Source organism: Cupriavidus necator (genome assembly GCF_016127575.1).
GTDB classification, from domain to species: Bacteria; Pseudomonadota; Gammaproteobacteria; order Burkholderiales; family Burkholderiaceae; genus Cupriavidus; species Cupriavidus necator_D.
The window spans coordinates 2,797,561-2,814,799 of the sequence record NZ_CP066019.1 but is presented as its reverse complement, the minus strand read 5'-3'; the positions used below and the strand labels follow the sequence as shown (position 1 = coordinate 2,814,799).

At 69.4% G+C, this 17,239-nt stretch carries 16 protein-coding genes and 2 pseudogenes; 9 read left to right on the top strand and 9 right to left on the bottom strand.

Annotated elements, in window-relative coordinates; all coding sequences use genetic code 11:
• Positions 1-273 precede the first annotated feature (273 nt).
• Complete coding sequence (locus I6H87_RS31645; protein ID WP_010811167.1) at positions 274-729, top strand: YccF domain-containing protein; 456 nt, start codon at positions 274-276, stop codon at positions 727-729.
• A gap of 4 nt (positions 730-733) precedes the next feature.
• Here I6H87_RS31645 and I6H87_RS31640 read toward each other — a convergent pair whose 3' ends face one another.
• From I6H87_RS31640 to I6H87_RS31630, 3 genes are read right to left on the bottom strand one after another with little or no spacing between them, the layout of a single operon-like run.
• Positions 734-1,204, bottom strand: a complete 471-nt coding sequence (locus tag I6H87_RS31640) for a MarR family winged helix-turn-helix transcriptional regulator (protein ID WP_010811168.1) — start codon at positions 1,202-1,204, stop codon at positions 734-736.
• Between the two features lie 42 nt (positions 1,205-1,246).
• Positions 1,247-1,426, bottom strand: a complete 180-nt coding sequence (locus tag I6H87_RS31635) for a hypothetical protein (protein ID WP_011617955.1) — start codon at positions 1,424-1,426, stop codon at positions 1,247-1,249.
• Complete coding sequence (locus I6H87_RS31630; RefSeq protein WP_011617954.1) at positions 1,416-3,098, bottom strand: FAD-dependent oxidoreductase; 1,683 nt, start codon at positions 3,096-3,098, stop codon at positions 1,416-1,418. The genes I6H87_RS31635 and I6H87_RS31630 overlap by 11 nt, the downstream gene beginning before the upstream one ends.
• Before the next feature lie 194 nt (positions 3,099-3,292).
• Between I6H87_RS31630 and I6H87_RS31625 the strand changes: the two genes are divergently transcribed.
• From I6H87_RS31625 to I6H87_RS31615, 3 genes are all read left to right on the top strand, one after another.
• Positions 3,293-5,071: an OPT/YSL family transporter gene (locus I6H87_RS31625; protein WP_011617953.1), complete on the top strand. Its 1,779-nt coding sequence runs from the start codon at positions 3,293-3,295 to the stop codon at positions 5,069-5,071.
• 123 nt (positions 5,072-5,194) lie between these two features.
• Positions 5,195-6,352, top strand: coding sequence for an acyl-CoA dehydrogenase family protein (locus I6H87_RS31620; RefSeq protein WP_010811172.1), 1,158 nt, complete (start codon positions 5,195-5,197; stop codon positions 6,350-6,352).
• Positions 6,353-6,384: 32 nt separating this feature from the next.
• Entirely contained in the window at positions 6,385-6,960 is a 576-nt protein-coding gene (locus I6H87_RS31615) for a hypothetical protein (RefSeq protein WP_011617952.1), read from the top strand.
• A 101-nt stretch (positions 6,961-7,061) separates the two neighbouring features.
• Here the strand turns inward: I6H87_RS31615 and I6H87_RS31610 are convergent, their stop codons facing one another.
• On the bottom strand, positions 7,062-7,436 hold the full coding sequence (locus I6H87_RS31610; RefSeq protein WP_010811174.1) for a hypothetical protein: 375 nt from the start codon (positions 7,434-7,436) through the stop codon (positions 7,062-7,064).
• Between the two features lie 171 nt (positions 7,437-7,607).
• Positions 7,608-10,454: a M16 family metallopeptidase gene (locus I6H87_RS31605; protein WP_011617950.1), complete on the bottom strand. Its 2,847-nt coding sequence runs from the start codon at positions 10,452-10,454 to the stop codon at positions 7,608-7,610.
• A gap of 163 nt (positions 10,455-10,617) precedes the next feature.
• On the opposite strand from I6H87_RS31605, the gene I6H87_RS31600 reads away from it, so the two are divergent.
• The 3 genes from I6H87_RS31600 to thpR are packed head-to-tail and all read left to right on the top strand — an operon-like array spanning position 10,618 to position 13,185.
• The gene (locus I6H87_RS31600; RefSeq protein WP_010811176.1) at positions 10,618-12,099 is read left to right on the top strand and encodes an AlkA N-terminal domain-containing protein; all 1,482 of its coding nucleotides are present in this window, start codon (positions 10,618-10,620) and stop codon (positions 12,097-12,099) included.
• Entirely contained in the window at positions 12,096-12,596 is a 501-nt protein-coding gene (locus tag I6H87_RS31595; RefSeq protein WP_011617949.1) for a methylated-DNA--[protein]-cysteine S-methyltransferase, read from the top strand. The genes I6H87_RS31600 and I6H87_RS31595 overlap by 4 nt, the downstream gene beginning before the upstream one ends.
• Positions 12,597-12,615: 19 nt before the next feature.
• A complete protein-coding gene (gene thpR / locus I6H87_RS31590; protein WP_010811178.1) occupies positions 12,616-13,185 on the top strand; it encodes an RNA 2',3'-cyclic phosphodiesterase in 570 nt (189 codons plus the stop codon).
• Here thpR and I6H87_RS31585 read toward each other — a convergent pair.
• The gene (locus I6H87_RS31585; protein ID WP_041688256.1) at positions 13,169-13,792 is read right to left on the bottom strand and encodes a LysE family transporter; all 624 of its coding nucleotides are present in this window, start codon (positions 13,790-13,792) and stop codon (positions 13,169-13,171) included. The genes thpR and I6H87_RS31585 overlap by 17 nt on opposite strands.
• Positions 13,793-13,924: 132 nt before the next feature.
• Between I6H87_RS31585 and I6H87_RS31580 the strand changes: the two genes are divergently transcribed.
• A complete protein-coding gene (locus tag I6H87_RS31580) occupies positions 13,925-14,818 on the top strand; it encodes a LysR substrate-binding domain-containing protein (protein WP_010811180.1) in 894 nt (297 codons plus the stop codon).
• 159 nt (positions 14,819-14,977) lie between these two features.
• Positions 14,978-15,751, top strand: coding sequence for a flagellar brake protein (locus tag I6H87_RS31575; RefSeq protein WP_037025021.1), 774 nt, complete (start codon positions 14,978-14,980; stop codon positions 15,749-15,751).
• Between the two features lie 77 nt (positions 15,752-15,828).
• On the opposite strand, the gene I6H87_RS31570 is transcribed toward I6H87_RS31575, so the two are convergent.
• The 3 genes and pseudogenes from I6H87_RS31570 to I6H87_RS31565 form a co-directional block, all read right to left on the bottom strand.
• Positions 15,829-16,677, bottom strand: coding sequence for an IclR family transcriptional regulator domain-containing protein (locus tag I6H87_RS31570; protein WP_010811182.1), 849 nt, complete (start codon positions 16,675-16,677; stop codon positions 15,829-15,831).
• A gap of 177 nt (positions 16,678-16,854) precedes the next feature.
• Positions 16,855-17,068, bottom strand: a pseudogene (locus I6H87_RS34550) (DUF6691 family protein); the annotation flags it as partial.
• Positions 17,069-17,071: 3 nt separating this feature from the next.
• Positions 17,072-17,197: pseudogene (locus tag I6H87_RS31565) on the bottom strand (YeeE/YedE family protein); the annotation flags it as partial.
• Between the last annotated feature and the right edge of the window lie 42 nt (positions 17,198-17,239).

Sequence of the window (17,239 nt, the reverse complement as noted above, 5' to 3'; positions counted from 1 at the left end):
GGGCTTGCCGAAGGCGACAGCACGCGCGGAGGCACGCAGAAACGGGTACGCTTTGCCCGCGGCAGCGGGGTTTGCGATCGGTCTTGCAGAATGGAATATGCCTATAAACAAGGGTCGAACGCGTTTCCCGAAGGGCCGGCGATGCCGTTCCGCCGGTTTCGGCGAGGCACGCAGAAACGGGTACGCTTTGCTGCCACGACCCGCTCGGCGCCATGCCCGCACCACACCGTTGCGTATCATGCGTGTTCTCTTCCTCACTCGCGAAAGAATGACATGCGCGCAATCGGCAACTTCCTCTGGTTCATCCTTGGCGGCGTGGTCATGGGCCTGGCCTGGTGGCTGGTTGGGCTGCTGGCCTTTATCTCGATCATCGGGATCCCCTGGGGCAAGGCCTGCTTCGTGATCGGCACTTTCACCTTTTTCCCGTTCGGCAAGCAGGCCATCAGCCGGCGCGAGCTGAGCGGACGCGACGATGTCGGCACCGGCGCGCTGGGGCTGGTCGGCAATGTGCTGTGGTTTGTCTTTGCCGGCGTGTGGCTGGCCATCGGCCACGTGATGGCGGCGGTCGCCAACTTCGTAACCATCATCGGCATCCCGTTTGCGATCCAGCACCTGAAGCTGGCCGGCATTGCGCTGGCGCCGATCGGCCAGACCGTGGTCACCAATGAGGTGGCCGACGCAGCGCGCCGCGATGGCGCGCGCGTGCAGGTGGACAACCTGCGCCGCTGAAGGATCAGGCGCCGGCGTCTTCGGCGCCTTCTTCGTCCTGCTGGCCGGCGTGCGCGACCAGCCGGTCGAGCAGGCTGCCCAGCAGCGCCCGTTCGGCGTCGCTCAGGCAGCCGAAGATCTCTGCATTGCGCCTGGCGATCATCGTGATCGCCTGCCGGTACAGCGGCTTGCCCTGTGCTGTCAGTGACAGCACCACGCCGCGCCCGTCGGCCTCGCTGGCCTCCTTGCTGACCAGCCCGCGCGCCACCAGCGCCTGCGCCGAGCGGCTGGCCTGGCCCTTGGTCAGGTTGGCGCGGTGCGCCAGCTCGTTGACCGACAGCGGCGCAAAGGCGCCGATCGCGGCCAGGCAGCGGCCCTCGCCGAGCGGCAGGCCGCATTGCTCCAGGTAGGCGGCGGCGCTGTCCTTGTCGCTGAGCTTGTTGACCTGGTGCAGGCGGTAGGTCAGGAACTGGTCGAGGCGTGGCAGTGGCTTCATGGCGTGTCCTTGTCAGGCGTCGGCATTCTAGCCCTATGTTCCCTATTTCTGGCTGCGCGCCTCGGCTTCGTCGATCAGCGCGAGCACCGGCGCCAGCGCTTCCTGCCGGCTCATCAGGCCCAGGCACACCATTGCCAATAGCAGCGGGGTGCGCGCTTCGCCGGCACGGCCCATGGCCTCGCACAGATGGGTGTAGGCGAGGTCGAGGTCTTCAGCTTGCATGGCGGGCTCCGGTTTGCATCAGGGGGGCAAGGGTGGCGCGCACGGCGTCCCATGACGGTTCGCGCCAGCGTGCCAGGACATAGCCATCGGGGCGGATCAGGTAGAGCGTGCCGGGTCGTGCGCCGTAGCGGGCGTGGGCCTGGCCGGCGACGTCGGCCAGCGCCGTGGCGCCGGCCACGTTGCCGCCGGTGACCACCACGTGTGTCTGCATGGCGTCCGGATGCGCATGCGCGAACGCGGCCAGTGGCTCGGGCAGCGTGGGCGCATCGCTGAAGTACAGCAACGTGAACCGTTGCCCGAAGCATTGCGTGAGGTGCACGACCTCGTCGGGGCCTGCCACGCGCATTTCCGGCGCGGGCAGGCCGGGCGCGGCGCCAGGACAGTCGTCGCCAAAGTCGCTGGGACCGTTCAGCGCCGAATCCGTATAGGCAATCGGTGCCGACTGCCGCGGATTGATCAGTGACCGCACCGCGGGCTCATGCTGCGCCAGACGCAGCGTGGCCTCGCGCATCAGCCGGAAGGCAAAGTCGGGCGGTGCCATGAACTCGGTGCTCTTGGCGCCGTAGGCGATGTTCTGCCGCGTGGCATGCACGCGTTCGGTCGAATAGGAATCGAGCAGGCTTTCGGGCGCCTGGCCGCGCAGCACCCACGCCAGCTTCCAGGCCAGGTTGCCGGCATCGTCCAGCCCGGAGTTGAGCCCGCGCACGCCAAAGATCGGCACCAGGTGCGCGGCGTCGCCGGCAAACAGCACGCGGCCGTGGCGGTAGTCCTGCAAGGTCAGGCACTTGGCGTTGTAGATGGAGATCCACAACGGCCGCCACGGCTCGGTCTCGCCGATCATGTCGAGGTGGCTCTGCACGCGCGGCAGCACGTTCTCCGGCTTGACGGCTTCGTCAGGGTCTTCGTCGTCGCGGATCTGGTAGTCGATGCGCCAGACGTCGTCAGGCTGGCGGTGCATCAGGATGGTCGATCCGGGGTTGGAAGGCGGGTCGAACCAGGCCAGCCGCTCCACCTCGCGCCGCGTCTTCTGCACGATATCGACGATCACGTAGCGGCCTTCGTACTGGGTGCCCTTCATGCGCAGCCCCAGTTGCTCGCGCACGGTGCTGCGCCCGCCGTCGCAGGCCACCAGCCATTGCGCGCCGACCTGCACCACGCCTGCGCCTGTCTGGATCTCGGCCACGACGCCGCTGCCGTGCTGGCGCACCGCCTGCACGCGCGCGCCGAAGCGCACATCCGCTGGCGCAGCGCCGCGCAGCGCGGCGTCGTGGGCGAAGGCTTCCAGGTAGTACTGCTGGATATTGACCATCGGGGCGAAGCGCTCGCCGGCCTCGCTGGGCATGCGGAAATGCAGCACCTCGGCATCGCGGTAGTAGCTACGCCCGCCCACCCACGGCAGGCCGGTTTCGACGGTGGCGCGGTCTGCGCCCACCCAGCCGAGGATCTCCAGCGAACGCCGCGCCATGCAGATGGCCCGGCTGCCGGCGCAGTAGCCGTCGTCGGCTTCCACCACCAGCGCGGCTATGCCCTGGCGCGCCAGCAGCGCGGCCAGCGTCAGGCCGACCGGGCCGCCGCCGGCAATCAGTACCGGCACGCGCTGCGGCCATGGGCGCGATGACGAGGGCGGCGGTGCCGGCGGCACTGCGGCGTGGGGTGCGGTGGAGTCTGGCATGGTGGGGTCGTAGTGTCTCTGCGATGTAGTTGTGTGCGCAACTATATCGACTAGATGGTTGCGCACGAAACTAGTGTTAACCCGGCCGGGAAACGGCCATCCGGCGAAAGTCGGGAACAAGTCGCACATCGCCGCAGACCGGCCTTGGCCTATGCTTCGCAAGAGGCACACTACTTCAGCCCGCCCGCTGCGCCATGCCCACGCTCCCGACCGATGCCGCACCCCGCGCCACCAGGCTGCCTTCGCCGGGCAGCTGGCAGTACCACGTGCTGCTGGGCGCGGCAGGCATGCTGGTGCTGGGCCCGCTGGGCGGCATCGCTGCCGCGTATATGAATTTCTCGCTGGGCTTCTTCGTCGGCGGGCAGGTGCTGGCGGGCATCCTCGGCTCGGTGGTGACGGCGGGCTATGGCGCGCCCGGGCGCCACGGTGCCAACTACATCCAGACCGCGGCGGCGTCGGTGGCGGGCATGGGCGGCATGGCCGTGGTGCTGCAGGCGATGGCGTGGCTGGGCATGGCGCAGCCGCCGCTGTGGCAGCTGGTGCTGTACATGCTGTGCATCGGCATGTTCGGGGTGGGTGTGGGCATGCTGTACACGCCATTGCTGGTGGACCGGATGCAGCTGACCTTTCCGTCGGGGCTGGCCGTGGCCAATATCCTGCGCGCGCTGACCGATCCGGCGCTGCTGCGGCGTTCGGTGGCGCGGCTCGGGGGCGGCATGGCACTGGGCCTGGGCTGCGGCCTGGGCGCCGCGCGCATGCCGTGGCTGGCGGCGCTGGACCTGTCGGCCGCGACCTTCGGCGCCGGGATGATCGTCGGCGCGCGCGTGGGCATTGCCGCGCTGGTGGGCGGGCTGGCCGGCTGGGCCATGACCCCGTGGTTTGTTGCCGCGGGCTGGATGGCGCCTGGCGAGCCCTATCGCAAGGCCACCTTCCTGGTGGCCCTGGGCATGATCATGGGGGCGGCTGCGGTTGATGTGGCCTTGCTGCTGGCGCAGGCGTGCCGCCAGTGGCGCGCGCGCCGCCACCCTGCGCCGCGGCGCGGGCCGGGCATGGGCTGGGTGGCGGCCTGGGCGCTGCTGTGGGGCGCGGCCACGGTGGCGGCGGGCGTGGCATGGTTCGGCCAGCCGTTGGGTTTCCAGTTGATGGCCGTGCTGCTGGTGCTGGTGTTTGCGCTGGTCAACGGCATCTCGGTCGGCATGGTCGACCAGAACCCGATCTCGTCGGCCTTCGTGCTGTCCGTGATCCTGATGGCCGCCGCCGGGCTGCGCGCGCCCCATGTCGGGCTGATCGCCGCCACGGTCTTGCTGGTGGCCACGGCCGAGGCGAGCGACATGCAGCAGGACCGCTCCACCGGCTGGCGCCTGGGCAGCGACCGCATGGTGCAGTTCGGCTACCAGGTGGCGGGCATCGTCGTGGGTGCGCTGGTTGCGGTGGCGATGGCACGGCTGTTCATGCATGCCTACCCGGTGCTGGCGCTGGACCAGACCAGCCTGCCGGCCGACCAGCAGCCGGCGCGCTGGACCTCGGCCATGACATACAAGATCGTGGGCGTGCTGCACGGGCTGGCGCAAAGCCGTGCCGGCCAGCATGTGGCAGTGGCAACGGGCCTCGCGCTCGGCCTGGCTACCGCGGTATTGCGCAAGGCCATCCTCGGCCGGCAGGCGTGGCAGCGCTTCGCGCAAGCCAGCCGGCGCGGGCGGGTGGCGGATTTCCTGCTCGATGCGGTGATCCTGCCTTCGCCCTATGCGTCATCTTTCGGCGGCTTCGTCAACCTGGCGGCGGCCGGGTGGATGGCGGCCGGCGGCGTGGTGGCGAGCGTGGCCGCCGCCGTGGCCAGGCCCGCAAGGCCGGCCCGGGGTTTGCCGCAGGATATGAGCACGGCATCGCTGGTCGGTGGCGGCCTGATCGCGGGCGATGCGCTGGCGGCGCTGGCCATCGGCGTGGCGGGCCTGTTATCCGCCACATTGGGTTGAGGCCGGCTGCGATTGTCAAATTATACTGACGCTTCTGTCCAAGTTTCAGTGGATTGTCAAATCCCGCGACCAGCGTACCATAGGCGGCCAGACTGACGCACTGGCTTGACCCGGAGAATCATCATGGCCCTTGACCAAGAATCCTTTGCCCTGCTGCGCGCCTCGGTGCAGCGCTTCATCGACGAACGCCTGAAGCCCGCCGAAGACACGCTGGAGGAAACCGACGACGTGCCCGCCGAGATCGTCGCGGACATGAAGGAGATGGGCCTGTTCGGCATCTCCATCCCCGAGAACTACGGCGGCATCGGCCTGTCGATGTCGCAGGAATGCGATGTGGTCTACGACCTGGGCCATACCGCCTTTGCCTTCCGCTCGGTGTTCGGCACCAACGTCGGCATCGGCTCGCAAGGCATCCTGATGGATGGCACCGAGGAACAGAAGCAACAGTACCTGCCGCGCATCGCCAGCGGCGAGCTGATCATCTCGTTCGCGCTGACCGAGCCCAATGCGGGTTCCGACGCGGCCTCGCTGCAGACCAAGGCGGAGCTGGATGGCGACCACTATGTCATCAACGGCACCAAGCGCTTCATCACCAACGCACCGCGCGCCGGCGCCTTCACGCTGATGGCGCGCACCGGCGGCGCGGGCGCTTCGGGCATCTCGTCCTTCATCGTGCCGGCCGACACCCCGGGCATCTCGCTGGGCAAGCCGGACAAGAAGATGGGCCAGCGCGGCACCAAGACCTGCGACGTGGTGCTTGAGAACGTGCGCGTGCCGGCCGCCAATATCATCGGCGGCGTGCCGGGCGTGGGCTTCAAGACCGCGATGAAGGTGCTCGACCGCGGCCGCCTGCATATCTCGGCGCTGGCCTGCGGCATGGCGCATCGCCTGATCACCGACGCTGTGGCCTATGCCAGGGAGCGCAAGCAGTTCGGCAAGCCCATCGGCGACTTCCAGCTGATCCAGGCGATGCTGGCCGACAGCCAGGCCGAGCTCTACGCCGGCCTGTCGATGGTGCGCGACTGCGCCCAGCGCTACGACGCCAAGCCCGCCGGCAAGAGCGATCCGGAGGTCAGCATGCTGGCCTCGTGCACCAAGATGTTCTGTACCGAGATGGTGGGCCGCGTGGCCGACCGCGCGGTGCAGATCCATGGCGGCGCCGGCTATATCGCCGAGTACAAGGCCGAGCGCTTCTACCGCGACGTGCGCCTGCTGCGCCTGTATGAAGGCACCACGCAGATCCAGCAGCTGATCATCGCCAAGCAACTGCTGCGCGACTGACCAGGTAAACGCCCCGCGCGGCAGGAGTCGACATGAACACGATGCAGTTACGCGGGCCGGACAGCCCGCTGCAGGCAGGGCATGATGGCGATGCGCCGCACCGGCTGCGCGCCGTGGTGGCAACCTATCGTCCCACGCTGCAGGCCTATACGCTGGCGGTTTCGCCGGCCGAGCTGATGGCGCTCTGCGCGCTGCCGGCAGAGATGGCGGGCGGTGTGGGCGGCACCTGCGATCCACGCGCGCACGCGTACCTGGCGCGCTTGCGTGGCGAGGTCCAGGCCAGCGGCATTGCGTTGCCGGGTGCAATCGTGGTCGCGGTCAGCGGCGGCAGCCTGCAATGCGAGTCTGACCACCTCTACACGCTGTCGCTGCATCCGCGCCGTGGTGACCGGCTGATCGTGCTGGACGGCTATGAGCGGCTGCTCGCGCTTGCGCATGGCGAACGGCGGCAATGCAAGACGCTGGTGTCGGCGGTGCTGTGGCGCGCCGCGCTGGATGTTGCCGCGACGGTGCCGGCGGCGGAGGCCGCCAACGAAACGATCGACGCGGCCGTAGCGCAGTCGTCGTGCGCGGCGCGTTGGGCCAACGCCACGCGGGTGTGGCATTGACCGGGGCATCGGGCACGAAGAACGTGCTCAGCGCAATATGACGGAAGCCGCCTGCATGGCGGCTTTTTCTCTTCTAGTGGCCCGGCGTGCGCGCAAGCCGCTTATTGCGGCCACACGCCATCGACATCGCGCAGCAGGTGGCCGGCGAGGATATAGTCCCCGAGCCGCGTGGCCTTGGCCTCGAGGTCGAGCAGTTCATGGTCCGCCAGCGTGCCGAGATCGAACTGGCAATAGAGATTGCGTTGACGGAACGTGGCCTTGGGTTTGGCCAGCCCTTCGATCAGGGCTTCGCGGGAACGGACGGCGATGCTTTCTTGTCCGCGATACTGCACCTTGATACCGCGCTTTTCTCCGAGCCTGCCGAGTTCGACGGCATCCTGCCATCCTGTCTCGTAGTCCAGCTCAAGCGCCAGCACACCTTCCGAGGCCAGAAGCCTGAGCGCTTCTGCCTTGCTGCCAGCTCGCACGATTGACATCCACACCTCTTATATCGACTTATACTGTACGAATATACAGTCAACCCGGGGTCGCGGCAAGGGGCTTGCACCGGACGCCTGCCGAGCGCTCCCTGCCTTGCCACTGCGATGTTGCGCTGGCCGCGCCTGCGGCCTTTCGCCAGTGCAGCCGAATATTGTTTCCTGCGTATGTCAGGGCTGCGCCTGCGGTGCCGCGCCGGCCGCTTCGTTGCCTGTGCTGCCGGCCGCGCCGGAGCCACTTCCGCTGCCGGTTGCGCCCGCCTGCGCCGGTGCGCCGCTGAAGTCGCCAGCATAGACGCGCGACAGCGTGCCTGGCTGCATGTAACGCCGAATGGCCGCGTTGACGGCGTCCGGCGTGGCGTTGCGCAGGCGCTCTTCGAGTTCGGCGGTGAAGGCCATGGTGCGGCCCAGGTAGAGCTGGTTGGCCAGCGCGCCGGCCAGCGCGGCGTCGTTGCTGCGGCTGACCATGCCCTGCTGCAGCAGGCCGCTGACGGCCTCGGCCAGTTCCTGCGCGGTGATGCCGTCGCGCACGAAGCGCTCCAGCTCCTCGGTCACGGCGCGTTGCAGGCGCGGCAGGTTCTGCGGTGCGTATTGCGCCTGCAGGCCGAAGCGTCCCGCGCGGTCGAGCGCGCCCACCTGCACCCAGCTGCTCGCGCCATAGCTCAGGCCTTCCCGCTGCCGCAGCCGGTCAGCCAGGCGGCCGCGCAGGCTGGCGCCGCCGAGCACGCGGTTGGCAATCATCATCAGCGCATAGTCCGGCGCGTCGTTGGTCAGGTCGATCGGCGTGGAGGCCAGGTAGATGGCATTGGCCTTGCCCGGCGCGGGCAGCGTGAACTCCGCCGGCGGGATCGGCACAAAGGGGCGCTCGACGCGCGCGTAGGGCTGTTGCGCGCTCCAGTCGCCGAACAGCTGCGCTGCCTGCGCGGCCGCGGCCGCGGCATCGAAGTCGCCCACCAGGCTCAGTTGCGCATGGCCCGCGCCATAGAAGCGCGCGTGGAAGTCGCGCACCTGCGCCAGGGTGGCGGCCTGCAGGTCGGCGATGTTCTCGGCAAAGGTGCGCGCATGGCGCGGGTCGCCAGCGGGGTAGGGGTCGCCATGGCGGCCCAGCGCGTTAGACGCCATCACGCCCGGCTCGCGCCGGATGCTCTCGATCTCCGCGATGCTGGTCTTGCGCAGCGTCTCAAACTCCGCCTCGGGGAAGGTCGGTGCGCGCAGCAGGTCGCGCAGCAGGGCCAGCAGTTCCGGCAGGTGCGCGCGGCGCGTCTCGAAGCTGACGGTCACGCGCTCAGAGCTGCCAGAGATGCCGACGCGCGCGCGCAGCGCCTCGATGCGGTCGGCGATCTGCTGGCGGTCCATGCCAGCCGCGCCGCGTCGGAGCATGGAGGCGGTCAGCGCGCCCACCGTGGTCAGCCCCTGCAGGCTCTGCGTGTCGCCGATGCGCAGCACCAGCGCGCCGTGCACCACTTCACCGCGCGCAGGCTTGGGCAGCAACGCCAGCTGCATGCCGTTGGCCAGCGTCTGGCGCGTGGTGTGGGCCTCGATATTGGCGGGGCTGGGATCGAATGCCGCCACCGCGGCCATCGCCTGCCTGCCCTGGTAGCCGCTGACCATGGCCGTGACATCGGGCGCCGGCGGCACCTGCGCGCGCGACGGCTGCTCGGCGGGAAGGAACACGCCCACGGTGCGGTTCGAGGCCTGCAGGTAGTTCAGCGCCACGCGCTGCACGTCTGCCAGCGTGGTGGTCTCGATGCGGTCGCGCGCCAGGAAGAACAGGCGCCAGTCGCCCTTGGCGATGGCCTCGGACAGCGCCACGCCGAGCGCGCCGGGATCGTTCATGTAGTGCTCGTACGCGTTGCGCATGCGCACGCGCGCACGTTCCAGCTCGGCCTCGGTCACGGGCGCCTCGGCAAAGCCCTCGACCTGCGTGATCAGCCCGGCGCGCGCAGCCGCGAGCGGCTGGTCTTTGGACGTCTCGACCATGAGCAGCAGCGCCCCCGGGTCCTTCATCGCATAGAGCGCGGTGCCGACCGACACGGCCTGGCCACGCTCGACCAGTGCCTTGTACAGCCGCCCGCCCGGCGTATCGCCGAGGATGAGGGTCAGCAGCGAGAGTGCCGTGCTGTCCGGATGCGCACCCGGGCTGACGTGGTATTGCGCGGCGACCAGGCTGTTGTCGCCGGGGCGCATCACTACCAGTTCGCGCGCGCCTTCCTGTGCGGGCTCGACGGTATGCTCGGGCGGCAGCACGCGCGTCGGGCGCGGGATTGGCCCGAAGTAGCGCTCGATGCGTGCCAGCGTGGCGGCGGGATCGAACTTGCCGGCCACCACCAGCACCGCGTTGTCGGGCTGGTAGTAGCGGCGATAGAAGGCGCGCAGGCCGTCGATGCTGACGTGCTCGACATCGCTGCGCGCGCCGATCGGGGCCTTGCCGTAGTTGTGCCAGCGGTAGGCGGCGGCCATGGTCTGCTGCATCAGCATGCGCCCGGGGCTGTTCTCGCCCATTTCCATCTCGTTGCGCACCACCGTCATCTCGCTGTCCAGGTCGGCACGCGAGATCACGCTGTTGACCATGCGGTCGGCTTCCATGCGCAGCGCCCAGTCGAGGTTTTCATCGTTGGCGCTGAAGGTGCCGAAGTAGTTGGTACGGTCCTGCGCGGTGGTGCCGTTCACGCTCATGCCGCGCCGGGCGAACTCGGTCGGGATGGTCTTGCCGGGCAGCGATGGCGTGCCCTTGAACAGCAGGTGCTCGAGCAGGTGGGCCATGCCGGTCTCACCGTAGTTCTCATGGCGGCTGCCGACCAGGTAGGTGATGTTGACGGTCGTGGTGGCCTTGGCCGCGTCCGGTGCCAGTACGATGCGCAGGCCGTTGGGCAGGCGGTATTCGGTGATGCCTTCGACCGATGCCACCTGCGTGGCCATGGCAGGCGTCGTCGTGGGGGCGGTCTGCACCGGCTGTGCCAACGCCGGCGCGCAGGCAAGCGAAGCAAGCAAGGACAGGTGCAGGGCAGTGCGGCGCATGGCGTCTCCGGGCGGGCGGTGGCAGTGGGTTGGCGGGTGAGGCACGAAGCGCATTCTAGCCGCCGCCCCTGCCAGGAACTGTGCCGCAGCCCACGCCCGCGCGCCAGAGGGAAATGTCCGAATCCAGCGGGTAAGCGGTTGCCGGTAGCGGTAGCATGCCGTCATGCACCTCGATCCCGACACCTGCTACAAGGCCGTCGCCTCGCACGACCGCCGCTTCGACGGACGCTTCTTCGTGGGCGTGTCGTCGACCGGCGTGTACTGCCGGCCCGTGTGCGCAGTACGCACGCCCAAGCGCGAAAACTGCACCTTCTACGAGAGCGCCGCGGCGGCGGAGAAGCATGGCTTCCGCCCCTGCCTGCGCTGCCGTCCGGAGCTTGCGCCCGGGCATGGGCTGGCCGATATTTCAGGCCGGCTGGCGCAGGCAGCGGCCACGCTGATCGACGAGGGCTTCATGGCCGAAGGCAGCGTGGCCACGCTGGCGGCGCGCATCGGCGTGACCGAGCGGCACCTGCGGCGCCTGTTCGATGCGCAGTTCGGCGTGTCGGTGCTTGAGTACGCGCAGACGCAGCGGCTGCTGCTGGCCAAGCGCTTGCTGGCCGACACCGCGCTGCCGGTGACCGAAGTGGCGCTGGCGGCGGGTTTCGGCAGCGTGCGCCGCTTCAACGATGTGCTGAAGACCCGCTACGGCCTGACGCCGCTGGCGCTGCGCCGCCGCGCCGCCGACGGCGTGGCCGACCGGCTGGTGTTCGACCTGGGTTACCGCCCGCCGTTTGCCTGGGAGGCATGGCTGCGTTTCCTGGCTACCCGCGCGGTGGATGGCATCGAGGCGATCCGGGACGGCACCTATATGCGCACGCTGCTGGTGGATGCCGGCGGCAGCACGCACACCGGCTGGGTACGGATCGAACACGTGCCGCGCCGGCTGGTGCTGCGCGTGACGTTGTCGGCCTCGCTGGCGCGCGTCATTCCGCAGGCGCTGGGCAAGGTGCGCCGCCTGTGCGACCTGGGCTGCCGCCCGGACGTGGTGGACCGGCACCTGGGCGAGCTTGCCGAGGCCATGCCGGGCGTGCGCCTGCCGGGCAGCGTCGATGGCTTCGAGATCGCGGTGCGCGCGGTGGTGGGGCAGGTGATCTCGGTGGTGCAGGCGCGGCGCATCCTGGGCGCGCTGGCGCGGCACGCGGGACAGGCGCTGGACGGCACGCCCCCGGACGGCCTGCGCTACACGTTCCCGAGTGCCGCCGCCATTGCCACACTGCCAGAGCAAGGCTTGCGCGATGCCGGGGTGTCGGCGGGCAAGGCGCGCACGCTGCTGGCGCTGGCGCAGCGCGTGGCCAACGGCACGCTGGCCCTCGATGCGCACGCGCAGCCGGAACTGACCGTGGCGGCGCTGCGCGAGGTCGACGGCATCGGCGACTGGACCGCGCAGTATGTCGCCATGCGCGCGCTGGGCTGGCCCGATGCGTTCCCCGGCACCGACTATGCGCTGCGCAAGGTGCTGGGCGTCAGTACCGTGCGCGCGATGCACGAGCGCACCGCGCAATGGGCACCGTGGCGTGCCTACGCCGCCATCCACCTGTGGCATCGCTACGAAGCGATGAAGGACGCGGCCAGCGCCGCGGCCGAACCGGAGACGATCACATGACCAGCTATCGCCATATCGACAGCCCGCTCGGCACCATCCTGCTGCGCGTGCAAGGCGCACACCTGACCGGCCTCTTCTTCGCCGGGCAGAAATACCATCCCGCGGGCATTGCCGACAGCCGCGACGTGTCGCCGGCCGATGCCGCGGTGCTCGACGGCGCCGCGTCGGAACTGGCCGAATATTTCGCCGGCCGCCGCGATACCTTCACCGTGCCGGTGCGCTTTGCCGGCAGCCCGTTCCAGCAGCGCGTGTGGGAGGCGCTGCTGGCCATCCCCTGCGGCGAGACCGCGTCGTACGGCGAACTGGCCCGCACCCTGGGCCTGCCGCCCACGCATGCGCGCGCAGTCGGCGGCGCGGTGGGACGCAACCCGCTGTCGGTGATCGTGCCCTGCCATCGCGTGCTGGGCAGCGCCGGCGCGCTGACCGGCTACGCCGGCGGCATCGAGCGCAAGCGCGCCTTGCTGCAGCGCGAAGGCGTCGGCACCACGCCCGGCTGATGGCGCTGGCCGCGCTGCCATGCCGCGCCTGTTCATTGCCGTGGAAGTCCCGCCCGCGCGGGCGGCAAGGCTGCTGGCGACCCTGCCGCCCGCGCATGGTGTGCGGCCGGCAGCGCCAGAGCAGGTCCACCTGACCCTGCACTTCCTGGGTGAGTGCAACGTGCCTGGCGCCGCGCTGGAGGCCGCGCTCGACAGCATCCGCGCGCCTGCCTTCCTGCTTCAGGCGGCCGGTACCGGGCGCTTCCGCAGCGGCCAGGGTTCGGTGCTGTGGGCAGGCCTGGCGCCAGGTCCCGGCCTGGACGCGCTGCGCGCCCTGCACGCCGATGTCGGGCAGGCGCTGGCCGGGGCCGCGGGCATTACCCCAGAGCGGCGGCGCTTCCATCCGCACCTGACGCTGGCGCGCTGCAAGCCGTCAGTGCCCGAAAGCGTGCTGCGCGCCTGGCTCGACACGCACCGCACGCTGGCCAGCGAGCCCTGGCACGTGCAGCGGCTGGTGCTGTTCGAAAGCCGGCTCGGCCCGCAAGGTCCCCAGCATCTCGTGCGCCAGGCCTGGCCACTGACGCAGGCTGGCCCTACGCCAGGTTGCTGAGCCCCAGCGCCACGCCCAGCCCGCACAAGGCCGAGCCGATGGTGCGGTCCAGCAGCCGCTGGCGCCGCAGCATCGCCGCGCGCAGCGCCGGCGCGGTGAATACGCACGCCACCAGGCTGAACCACGCCAGGTGCGCCACCGACATGAATCCGCCATAAGCCCATTGCACCGGCACCGGCGTGTGCGCACCGACCACCTGGGTGTAGGTGCTGACCACGAACAGCGTGGTCTTCGGGTTCAGCGCATTGGTCAGGAAGCCCATGCGCAGCGCCGCCCACGGCCGCAGCGTGCGCGCACCTTGCAGGTCTGCTGCCAGCGCCTCGCGGTTGCGCAGGGTCTGGACGCCGATCCACACCAGGTAGGCCGCCCCCAGCATCTTCACCACCGTCAGCATGCTGTGCGCATGAGCCATCAGCAGCGCCACCCCGAACATCGTATAGAGCACATGCACCTGCACCCCCAGCGCGATTCCGAGGGCGCTGAGCAGGCCGGCGCGGCGGCCGTACAGGTAGCTGTTGCGGGTCACCATGGCGAAGTCCGGGCCCGGACTGACAACGGCCAGCACGGTCACGGCGGCGACCGCCAGGGATTCGGCGATTGGGGGCATTTTCTGTCAGGTTACGTTGTAATTATCCGGAGATCGCCACATCGGGAGATCCGGGCGTACCCAATTCTGCGTGCCGGAAAGCGCCGTCACAACCGATATATACTCGCGCAATTACGTGAGAAAAACTGACTGATGCACTGGCTGGGCTGGATCCGATTCTTCGAGGCCGCGGCACGCCACGAAAGCTTTGTCCGGGCGGCGGAGGAACTGCACCTGACCCATGGCGCGGTCAGCCGGCAGATCCGCCAGCTCGAGGACACGCTGGGCGTGGCGCTGTTCGAGCGGCGCAACCGCGGGGTCTTCCTGACCGAGGCGGGGCGCACGCTGTTTGCGGCGTCCACGCAATCGATGGAGGTGCTGGCCGGCGCCGCCGCGCGCATCCGCACGCAGCCGCCGGGGCGAGCGCTGGTGCTGTCATGCGAGCCGACCATCGCCATGCGCTGGCTGATCCCGCGGCTGCCGCGCTTTGCCGCGCGCCATCCCGATATCCCGCTGCACCTGATGGCTGCGGGCGGGCCGATCGACTTCACCCGCAGCGGCGCCGACCTGGCACTGCGGCGCAATGACTTTGCCTTCGATGCGCGCTGGCACGCGCGCGAGGTAGCGCAGGAACGGGTGGGGCCGGTGTGCCGGCCACAGCTTGCGCAGGGGGCAGCCACGGTCCCGGCGCGGCTGCATACGCGCACGCGGCCCGAGGCATGGCAGCGCTGGCAGGCGGTGCGCGGCGATGCCGCCCCCGCCGTGCAGTGCGACGGCGACGCCTGGTATGAACATTTCTACCTCAGCCTGCAGGCCGCCGCAGCGGGGCTGGGCTGGGCCATGGCCTCGCAGCTGATGGCCGCCGACGAGATCGCCGATGGCCGGCTGGCCGCGCCGTTCGGCTTCGTTGCTGACGGAACGGCCTATCATTTGTTGTCGCCCGCGCCGTTTGAACACGACACGCGCCGGCTGGTGCTGCTGGCGTGGTTGCGCGAAGAGGCGCAGGCAACGCTTGCTGCGCCGCCGCCTTTACCCCCGGACGCCTGAAAGCGCCGTGCGCGCTACCCCCCGGAAGTCTGTGCTCAAGTTCTGCCACAGATCTGCCGAAGTGAGAGCATGCGTCTTGCCGGGCATCGGGACACGCGCTTAACATGCGCGCGGCCGGCAGGCCGAAGCCCCCGTACCCGGCGATCCCAGCCACTCCAGATGTTGCGTGAATCCATGAATCAGCACGATGCCTCCGGGCCAGCCGATAACGGCGCCGAATCCGACATTGAGCCGGCGGATGACCGTTATCGCCTGACGCACAACTCGCAGATCGGCACCGTGCTGCGCGACCTGTCCTGGCAGAAGTGCATGCTGAGCGTGCGCACCCGCACCGGGCACCAGTTCGTCACGTCGGTCCTGCACGTCGACCCGGTCGACCGCACCTTCGTGTTCGACTGGTGCAACGCGGAACCCGAGCGGATGTCGCTGATGACCTCGGATGAAAATGCGTTCTCGGGGCTGTTGCGCGGCGTGCCGGTCAACTTTGTGGTGGGCCAGCCGGCCGCCATGCGCTATGAGGAAGGCCCGGCCTTCGTCGTCGAATTCCCCGAGAAGCTCTACCACTTCCAGCGCCGCCGCCATTTCCGCGCGCGCACGCTGGTGACCAGGGGCTACCGCTGCGAGATCCACATGTCGGACAAGACCGTGCTGGGGCTCGATATCGCCGACCTGTCGCTGTCGGGCGTGGGGCTGCGCTCGAAGACGGTCTCGGCAGAGCACCTGCCGGTCGGCACCACGGTCGGCAAGTGCCGGCTGGACTTCCGCGAACTGGGCAAGCTTGAGCTGGACCTGCAGGTGGTTGGCCACTGGCTGGTGGGCCATGACGACAGCGCCATCCACCATTTCGGCTGCGCCTTCATCCATCCGGACGGGCGCATGGAGAACTTCCTGCAGCGGCTGGTATTTGCGCTGGAACTGGCGCACCGGGGCTGAAGCACTGGTGCCGAGGCCGCGCAACCCGGACCCGGCTTACCTCAATCCCGTGCGGCTGCCCGGGTAGTCAGCGGCAATCAGGAGCCGATCAGCCGGCCAATTGCCGCCGCGGCTTCGCGTATCGGCGGCAGCAGCCGCGAGATCATCTCTGTTTCAGAGACACGCGCGGCGCGCACGCTCACGCTCAGCCCCGCCAGCACGATGCCCGAGGCCGAGCGCACCGGGACGGCCATCGCGCGCAGGCCCGGTTCCAGCTCCTCATCGACGATCACGTAGTCCACTTCGCGGGCGCGCTCGAAGCATGCTTCCAGCTCCTGGCGCGAGACCTTGGTCTGCAGCGTGCGCGGGCGCAGTTCGGCGTGCTCGAAGAAGCCGTCCAGCACCGTGGCGGGCTGGTGCGCCAGCAGCAGCCGGCCGTTGGAGGTGCAGTAGGCCGGCAGGCGGCTGCCCATGCCTAGCGAATAGTTCAGCACCCGCTGCACTTCGGAGCGCACCAGGTACAGGATGTCGGTGCCGTCCAGGATCGCCAGCGTGCAGGTCTCGTGGATGCGCGCGCTCAGGTTGTCCAGGATCGGCTGCGCCAGAGACACCAGCGAGGTCGACGAGAAATACGCGTGGCCCAGGTGCAGCACGCGCGGCCGCAGCGCGAACTGGCCGTCCTGCTGGCTGACGTAGCCGAGCTGTTCCAGCGTATAGAGGCAGCGCCGCACCGAGGCGCGCGACAGCTGCGTGCGCTGCGCCACCTGCGAGATCGTCAGCGGGCGCTTGCGTTCCGAGAACGCCTCCAGCACGGTCAGCCCGCGCGCCAGCGACAGCATGAAGTTGGGATCGCCGGCAAAACTGGCGAGCAGGTCGGCCTGGGGCCGGGCAACGCGGACGGTGTCGGCCTGTGCATGGCCAAGACCGAGGGGGCGGAGGACGTCCATTGGGAGGTGTGTTGTCTGGGCTTGTTGTCCGATAATCGCGCAATCTTAAACCGGCTGGCCGCCAGGGGCCAGCCTTTGCTGCATGCGCGCATCGCCCGCATCGCCCGCATCGCCCGCATGGCACGCATGGCACGCATGGCACGCATGGCACGCATGGCACGCGGGCCGGATGCTGCACGGCATCAACGCCCAGGAGCGCTGGCGCCGGCGCGCCAGTGCGAAGGCCACCACTCCCACCAGGATCGCGCCGGCCATGACAAAGGCGAGCGACGGGTCCCAGGCCCCGGCCAGGTCGAGAAACCCCAGGCACCTTGGTCGGGTTGGCCATGCCGGACAGGATCAGGCCGATGCCGAATACCAGCCCGGCCAGCAATGAGAAGAGCGTGCCCATCGGTCAGCCTCCCAGCCAATGGCGCTGCACCAGCACCGTCAGGAAGCCCGCCGCCATGAAGGTCACCGTGGCGGCCAGCGAGCGCACCGAGCCCCGCGACAGGCCGCACACGCCGTGCCCGCTGGTGCAGCAAAGGCGCGGAGCGCCCGCCAGTGCAGCCCGAGGCGCGGA